This is a genomic window from Microvirga sp. P4_G7, assembly GCF_056401005.1.
The window spans coordinates 1-7,152 of sequence record NZ_JBFUKD010000146.1 but is presented as its reverse complement, the minus strand read 5'-3'; the positions used below and the strand labels follow the sequence as shown (position 1 = coordinate 7,152).

8 protein-coding genes are annotated in these 7,152 nt (G+C 61.4%); 1 reads left to right on the top strand and 7 read right to left on the bottom strand.

Annotation, left to right across the window (positions count from 1 at the left end):
• The 4 genes from AC1DT3_RS08865 to AC1DT3_RS08850 form a co-directional block, all read right to left on the bottom strand.
• On the bottom strand, positions 1 to 415 hold a 415-nt coding region (locus AC1DT3_RS08865; protein WP_477464890.1), incomplete at its 3' end, for a DUF2059 domain-containing protein.
• 63 nt (positions 416 to 478) lie between these two features.
• Entirely contained in the window at positions 479 to 1,795 is a 1,317-nt protein-coding gene (locus tag AC1DT3_RS08860) for an AmpG family muropeptide MFS transporter (RefSeq protein WP_477464889.1), read from the bottom strand.
• A gap of 63 nt (positions 1,796 to 1,858) precedes the next feature.
• Positions 1,859 to 2,581, bottom strand: a complete 723-nt coding sequence (locus AC1DT3_RS08855) for an SGNH/GDSL hydrolase family protein (protein ID WP_477464888.1) — start codon at positions 2,579 to 2,581, stop codon at positions 1,859 to 1,861.
• 41 nt (positions 2,582 to 2,622) lie between these two features.
• The gene (locus AC1DT3_RS08850) at positions 2,623 to 3,768 is read right to left on the bottom strand and encodes an OpgC family protein (protein WP_477464887.1); all 1,146 of its coding nucleotides are present in this window, start codon (positions 3,766 to 3,768) and stop codon (positions 2,623 to 2,625) included.
• A gap of 355 nt (positions 3,769 to 4,123) precedes the next feature.
• On the opposite strand from AC1DT3_RS08850, the gene AC1DT3_RS08845 reads away from it, so the two are divergent.
• The gene (locus tag AC1DT3_RS08845) at positions 4,124 to 4,696 is read left to right on the top strand and encodes an NUDIX domain-containing protein (RefSeq protein WP_477464886.1); all 573 of its coding nucleotides are present in this window, start codon (positions 4,124 to 4,126) and stop codon (positions 4,694 to 4,696) included.
• Between the two features lie 6 nt (positions 4,697 to 4,702).
• Here AC1DT3_RS08845 and AC1DT3_RS08840 read toward each other — a convergent pair whose 3' ends face one another.
• The 3 genes from AC1DT3_RS08840 to AC1DT3_RS08830 form a co-directional block, all read right to left on the bottom strand.
• A complete protein-coding gene (locus AC1DT3_RS08840; protein WP_477464885.1) occupies positions 4,703 to 5,572 on the bottom strand; it encodes a DUF533 domain-containing protein in 870 nt (289 codons plus the stop codon).
• Positions 5,573 to 5,680: 108 nt separating this feature from the next.
• Positions 5,681 to 6,211: a hypothetical protein gene (locus tag AC1DT3_RS08835; RefSeq protein WP_477464884.1), complete on the bottom strand. Its 531-nt coding sequence runs from the start codon at positions 6,209 to 6,211 to the stop codon at positions 5,681 to 5,683.
• Positions 6,212 to 6,423: 212 nt separating this feature from the next.
• On the bottom strand, positions 6,424 to 7,152 hold a 729-nt coding region (locus AC1DT3_RS08830), incomplete at its 5' end, for a YeeE/YedE thiosulfate transporter family protein (protein ID WP_477464883.1).

Below are 7,152 nucleotides of genomic sequence, written 5' to 3'. Positions count from 1 at the left end.
TCATCATGAAGCCCTGCAATTCGGTGAGAAGGCCTGCGCCGACTTCGTTTATCTTGAGTGCGACCTTCTTGCCGATCGGCGTTTGGTAGAAATCGTAGAGTGCGCTGATCTCGTCCGGCGTGAATTTCCGCTTGTAGTAACCGGTGATGAAATCGACCACCTGCGGTTTCAAAGCGACGAGCTCTTCTTGCGCTAGGTCACTGATATGATCGGCGAGTTCCGGCGTGATCTTCGGCGAGGCGCGTTGAATCTGCTGGATGAGGAGAGGCCGCATCGCATTGAACCCCGCAACCAAGCCTTGCTCGGCATTGCCCTGTTCGATGATGTAGCGCGTCTTCTCGTCGAGGCTCTGCGCAAAAGCTGTCCCAGCGAAAAGAAATGATCCTGCAACAAAGGCCGCCCAAAATCGCCGCATGAAGTCCTCCGCTTTTTTGTAACAATCTATCACTAAATCAGTGCGGTGGAAAGACCAAGCTTTCTAGGCTGTCGCGGGCACGGTTGCCGACTCGCTCGCGGCTGCCTTGTCTCGCTTCGCTTTCTCCGTTTCGAGCGTATCGCGCCGCACGACGAAGCATAGGATCACCAGCGGAATGCCGATCGCCGCCGTTCCGGTGAACAGGAGCGGATAGCCGTAAGCATCCACTACCGCGCCCGAAGCACCGCCGATGAGTTTGCCCGGCAGCGCATAGAGCGAACTCAACAGGGCGTATTGCGTGGCGGCGAAACCCGGCGCGGTGAGACCCGACATGTAGGCGACGAGGGCCGAGCCGGCGAAGCCCGATGCGAAGTTGTCGACGCTGATCGAGAGGATCAGAAGGTCCATGCGCGCGCCTTCCGCGGCGAGCCACGAAAACATCAGGTTCGAGGAGGCGGCGACGAACGCGCCGATGAATAGCGTCCACCACATTCCGAGACGGGTCAACGCGAGGCCGCCGGCGAAAGCACCGAAAATGCCGATCCAGACGCCGTACAATTTGGAGACGTTGGCGATGTCGGCCTTCGAGAAGCCGAGGTCGATGTAAAGCGGATTCGCCATCACGCCCGCGACGAAGTCCGGCAGGCGGAAACAGGCGATCAGCGCCAGGATCGGGATCAGCATCAGGCCCTTGCGCTGAAACAGATCAGCCAGCGGCTCGATGATCGCGGCGCCGAAGGACGCGTGCTTGCGCGCAGGACCCTCGTCGAGGCGTGGCGCGAGAAGCGTGCCCACGAGCCCGACCGACATCAAGGCGGCCATACTCAGATAAGCGCTCCGCCAATCGACGAACTCGGCGATGTAGAGAGCCCCGGCCCCCGCGCAGATCAGAGCGAGGCGATAGCCGAGCAGAAGTGCGGCCGCCATCATACCCTGGCGCTCGGTCGGAGCGGCATCGATGCGCCAACCGTCGATCACGACATCCTGCGTCGCCGATGAAAAGGCCACGAGCAACGCGGCAACAATGGTCAAGGGAAGGCTGGTCGTCGGGTTGCCGAGTGCGATGCCGGCAAGGCCGATAGCCGTCATGATTTGCGACAGTGCCATCCAACCGCGCCGTCGCCCGAGAAGGTCCGACAAAACAGGCACGTCGTAGCGATCGACGATGGGCGCCCAGAGAAATTTCAGCGAATAGGCGAGCGCAACCCAGCTCAACATGCCGATTTCGGTGCGCGATATGCCCGCTTCCCGCAGCCACGCCGAAAGCGTGCTGAACACCAGGAGGAAGGGCAGGCCAGAGGAGAACCCGAGCGGTAGCATCAGGGCGATGCGTCCGTCGGTCAGAACATCCTTGAAAGACAGGCGGCGCCTATCGGCCATGGGCAGCCTCGAATCGATGAGCGATCATGTGCGCCATGCTGGGCCGGAGGCGTTGCCGTCCTGTTAACGGCCCGTGACGTCGGCGACGGCCTTCGCGAGCCTCACCGAGCGCGCAACCGACACCTCGATTTCGTCGGAGACGAGGTCCGCCAGGCAATCGTAGCCACGATCGCCCATATGGAACCCGTCGGCGGACAGCATCGCGCGCAGTTCGTCGTGGGATTGCGCGTTCCATTGCTTCATCAGCGCATAGCGCGAAAACACGGAAATCCTGTGTTCGTCGCCGATTGTGTTCAAAGCCGCGACGAAGCGCTCGTACCGCGCCGGATCCTTGATGGTCGGGAAATATTGCTGATCGAGGAACATCATGTCGACGCCGGCATTCTCGCTGGCTTCAACGCCGCGCTCGACCAGGGCGCGAAAAGCGCCCTCATCGATGCCCTTGACGGCGTCGTTGGTGCCGACCTGCCAAATCACCAGATCCGGCTTGTCTTCCGCAAGCGCCGCCTCGAGCCTGCCGATGGTTTCGATGGCGGTCTCCCCGCCCTTCCCCGCATTGACGACGCTGATGCGCGTCTTCCAAGCTTTCGAGAGTTCCTGTTCGAGCTGCGCCGGGTAGGAATGGCTCGGAGACGACGCGCCGTAGCCCTCGGTCGAGGAGGAGCCGATGGCGAGGATGCGAATGGGAGCCTTGCGCACAAGCTTGGCAGCCAGTGCCCTGAATTCGCCTCGTGCTGTGAAGATACCCGGCACCGTCGGGCAGCCTACTTCCGCCGCGCTCGCCATACGGGGCGCGCCGCAGGCGGCGATGAGACCAACTGCGAATGCTATCCTGGGGAGGCTGAAGACAGACCGAGACGTTCTGCGCGACCCTTTTGAGAGCCTGCGGATTTGGGTTTGTTCCATTCGAGGTATCGCGCCAGAGCAAAGAGACCGAACACGCCAAGAATGGTGAATATCATGCCGATCAGGTGCGGACTAGCGGACGACTTGACGGCCGTCAGCGTCATAATGACCTGCCCGAGGGCACTCAGAAGCGACCCCACGGCAAAGATAGGCAGGCCGTTGCGGCCAAGGCGCATCAGGTCAGGAGCGACGATGGTGGGCTTCAGGATGCGGGCGAGGCGGAGCTCGGAAACGACATAGGCGAGCGCCAGGAAATGCACGAGCCGCCCGACACCGAGGTCCTGCTTCGTCAGATCGAGGTAGTTGAACGTCTGGTCGAACAGGTCGGGGACCAGGCCGAGCGCATTGGTCATGACCGTGAAAGCCACGGCGAGGATCGCGAGCGATAATGCAAAGAGCGAGCGATGATAGGCCGGGCGACGATGGCTCAGGACGACGCCGAGCACGATGCCGATCGTGAACAGCAATTGCCACGCGAACGGATTAAAAAACCACGTCCCAGGCTCGGGCCAGCTCGGGAGAACGAGAATTCCGGCGCGCGCAAAAGCATAGATCGCAGCCGACACCGCGAGGGCCAAGGCCACATGCACCCGCGCCAACACCAGCGCGATCGGCGCCCACAGCATCAGCGCGATGTAGAGCGGCAGAATGTTGAAATAGCCGAGCTGGTGACCGAGCAGCAGAATGCCGGTGATGCCCTTCGCAGTGTTGCCGAACACAGCGTCGCGTCCATCGGCTTCGATCAAGCCGATGTCATCGCTCAGTTCGTAGCCGATCGAGAACAGCGCGATTGCGGCGGCTGTCAAAATAAGATGCGTCTTGTAGAGCTGGAATGATCGCAACACGCATCGCTTGGCGATGTCGAGTAATCCACGCTGCGGAATCTTCGGATAGTACACGAGCGCAGCGGCGAGCCCCGATATGAAAATGAATGCCTCGGCGGCGTCCGAAAATCCGTAGTTTCGTGGCGTCAGGTGCTCGATGAGATTGCCGGGAATGTGATTGGCGAAGATCGCGACGAGGACGAAGCCGCGCCAGAAATCGATTGTCGTATTTCGTCCTGTCATCGATCGTCCTCGGGCAGGGATGCACAATGGAGAACGCCAGAATGGCGTCTCGGTTCGGCGCAAACGCGTTCGTGATCAGCAACAGGGCGTCGAAGAAGGCGTTATAACGTCGAAAAATTTGCGAAACGAATCAGGGTGTTAGCGCGCTCTTCCTCTCAGAGGAATGGGGGGTGTGRCAACCCATCGAGTGCGCGTCATTTGCATGTACGCGCGAAACGGTTGTGACTTGCGAATCTGTTGTGGCTCTTAAATCTGTTGTGGCTTGGCGAATTGCGCTGCTAGTCACGCAGCAGCGGATTCCATAACAATGAAGCTTGACCATTTCGGGGCAGCAAGTTCGGGGCAGCAAGACGCCGTGGCCACATATCGAATCGACAAAGTGACGTCGCTGTTTTCCGGATGGCGCAAGGTTCTGCAATTGCACATTACGATGCCCGACGGGCGTACGATGACGCGCGAAATCGGCGACAATGGTCACGCGGCCGCGGTGCTTCCGTACGACAATGATCGCAAAACGGTGATTCTGATTCGCCAGTATCGCGCCGCCGTGGCTTTCGATCGCGGACCTGACACGCTCCTCGAAACAATCGCGGGATTGTTGGACGGCGAAGATCCGCAAACCTGTGCACGACGCGAAGCGATGGAGGAGGCGGGCGTTCGCATCGACACCCTCGAGTCCATCGGCGGCGGCTGGTCGGCGCCGGGCGCGACGACGGAGTATGTCCATCTTTTTCTGGCGCCGTACACGCATGCGGACCGCGTCGCGGAGGGCGGCGGTTTGAGCCACGAACACGAGGACATCGAAGTCCTCGAAATCACTTATCGCGAGCTCGATCAGATGCTCGCCGACAACGCGATCATGGATCTCAAAACTCTCGCTCTGGTTCAGGCATTGAAACTGAAAGACCCGTCTCTCTTCGCCCGCTGAAGCGACTTAGCCGGCGGCCGCAGCGTCGATCTGCGCGACGACGCGCGGATCGAGTTTCAATGCGCCTGCGAGATGAGCGAGGAAAATCCGTTCTTCGATGGCGTTCGGTGTGATGACGCGCCTTGCGGCCATGTAAGCCTGTAGCGCCATGTCCGGCGTCGTCGCCGCGGCGGCGAGTTCGGCAACGCTTGCTGGGTGCGCAAGCTCCGCCTCGACGAGCTGAACACCGGTGCCGGCGGTACCCGCTTTTTGCAGGGAGCCGAGAATGCGCTCGCGCTCACCCGCGTCGATGACACCGTCCGAGGCTGCAGCTGCGATCATCGCCCGGACGACGAGTAGCGCGGTCTGCGCCGCCCCCGATGTGTCCTCGGCGGGTGGCGCGAGAGCGGGAACGGCAGGCGGCGCGGCCAGAACCGGGACCGGTTGAGCGTCGATGAGTGGCCGGCTGCTTCCTTTGTTGAGGAAGCGATTGAACAGGGCGGTGCCCTTGGTCTTCGCGGATTCGGCGAGTTTTCGGCCGGTTTCGGAGTTCGCGACGGCCTTGGTGACACCCAGAACGATGGCATTCATCGCGGCGTTGCCTTGCGGCGAGCGCAGATAATCCTGTGCCCGGCCGAGAACGAGATCCGTCAGATCCGACGGAGGCTTTGCCGCCGGCTTCGGCGGTGGAGCAGCGGTATCGGTCTTATCGGCGGCCGGCACCGGGCTCGGCTGGTTGGCGATGCCGATGAGGTCACTCAGCAAGGTGCCGGCCCCCAGCGGATGCGCGGGCTTTGATTCTGCCTTCTTCTCGGCGACGGGTTCCGGCGCGGGTGCAGCTGCAGACGCACTGGCAGGGGTGCCGAGGGCATCGAGAAGTTTCTTGGCGTCAAACATAAGTCGGTCCCAAAGATCGGGGGAATTGCGGAGTCGGAAGAACGTTACGGAATGCGGCCTGCTCAGGCAACCGCTCGACGGGCGAGGAGGCCTTTGGCCGGGGTGCTTCTAGAACACCATGCTCCAGAACACGCCGAGGAAGCTCCAGACCATCATGGCGCCCATCATGTAGTAGATCCATTTCGGCATTCCCGCCCGTGGTGCGTGCCGAACCTGCCCGTCGATGGCATTGATCAATTCGCCTTGAACCTGTTGCCCCTTCAAGACGAGAAGCGTGAGGCCCTGGATGGCTTCTGCCTGGGCATTCAAGAGGTCGGTGACATGGATGTGACGCCCGGGAGCGTCTACCGGCCCGTTCACGCCTTCCAGCGAATGGCCGATCTTGGCGATCGCCGTGCGCATCGTGTCGAAGTTCTGATTTTGCTCGGCGAGCCGTATCCGAGCCTGAACGAGGGGATCGGGGGCGTGTTTTTCGGCGACGCCGGAGAGATGCTGGATCAATCCGTCGGGCCCTTTGGCGATGGCTGCCTGAAGCGCTTTGCCAGCTTCACTTCCCATGGCGTTCCGCGTCATGCCGACCGCTTTCGAGACAAGCTTGCCGGCATCTGAGGTCAAAAGGGGCTCTCGCGGCTGGTCCATGATGATTCCGTCAACATTTGGCGTCTCGGTCTCCCATTTCATAATGGAAGTTCCGGGAAAATGCTACATTCTATCGTGTCAGAACCAGTATTTTCCTTTGCGGAAAGTTTAAGCGCGGTGCGTTCGAGCACCAATGATATCTATCGCGATACGGAAAAGGCCAAGCTTAATCTAGCAACGACAAAGAGCGCCCTTGCGAGCGCCCTTATCGATCAGCATCCGGTGAGCTTAGGAGTCCGCTCGACCTCCAAGCCGAAATAGGGCCGGAACGCGGTGCCGAGAAGGTTGCCGAAGAAAGCCGCCACGAGCCAAACCCAGCCGTGCAGCGATCCGGAGGCGATGCCCGAGAAATAGGCTCCGATGTTGCAGCCATAGGCCAACCGGGCGCCGTACCCCAAGAGGAGGCCACCGATGATGGCCGCCACGGCCGATCGCAAGGGGACTGACCATGTCGGGGCGAATCGTCCAGCGAGCGCGGCGGCGAGGAGCGCGCCGACGATGATGCCGAAATCCATCACGGAAGTGACGTCGTTGAGCACGCTGCCGTTCAATTCGGCGAGTCGGGCGGGCGTCGACCAATAAGGCCAGCTCGCGACGTCGAATCCGATGCCGTTGGCGATCTTCGAGCCCCACAAGGCGAAGGCCGAGGTAATTCCCCATGGGCGACCCGCGAGGGCGAGCGTGACGAAGTTGAGGAGCGCAAGGGCGATGGCGCCGGCAACGAGCGGCCACGGACCACGAAGGAACCGGGCGAGCCCGGCGCGCGGAGAGGGATCAGCAGTCACGAGGGTGCCATGGCGGCGCTTTTCGAGAATCACCGTCACGCCCGCGATGAGCGCAAAGACGACGAGCTGAACGGCCAGCGCCGGCCCGGCGCCCCACGCCTCGATGATCGAGATCCTGGGAAGGCTCGGAAGAGCCGCCCACCAATGCTGGTGAGC

Bases quoted from the DNA above. Each gene is read 5' to 3' on its own strand.
- AC1DT3_RS08860 (WP_477464889.1), bottom strand. From the start codon at position 1,795: ATGGCCGATAGGCGCCGCCTGTCTTTCAAGGATGTTCTGACCGACGGA.
- AC1DT3_RS08855 (WP_477464888.1), bottom strand. From the start codon at position 2,581: ATGGCGAGCGCGGCGGAAGTAGGCTGCCCGACGGTGCCGGGTATCTTC.
- AC1DT3_RS08850 (WP_477464887.1), bottom strand. From the start codon at position 3,768: ATGACAGGACGAAATACGACAATCGATTTCTGGCGCGGCTTCGTCCTC.
- AC1DT3_RS08840 (WP_477464885.1), bottom strand. From the start codon at position 5,572: ATGTTTGACGCCAAGAAACTTCTCGATGCCCTCGGCACCCCTGCCAGT.
- AC1DT3_RS08835 (WP_477464884.1), bottom strand. From the start codon at position 6,211: ATGGACCAGCCGCGAGAGCCCCTTTTGACCTCAGATGCCGGCAAGCTT.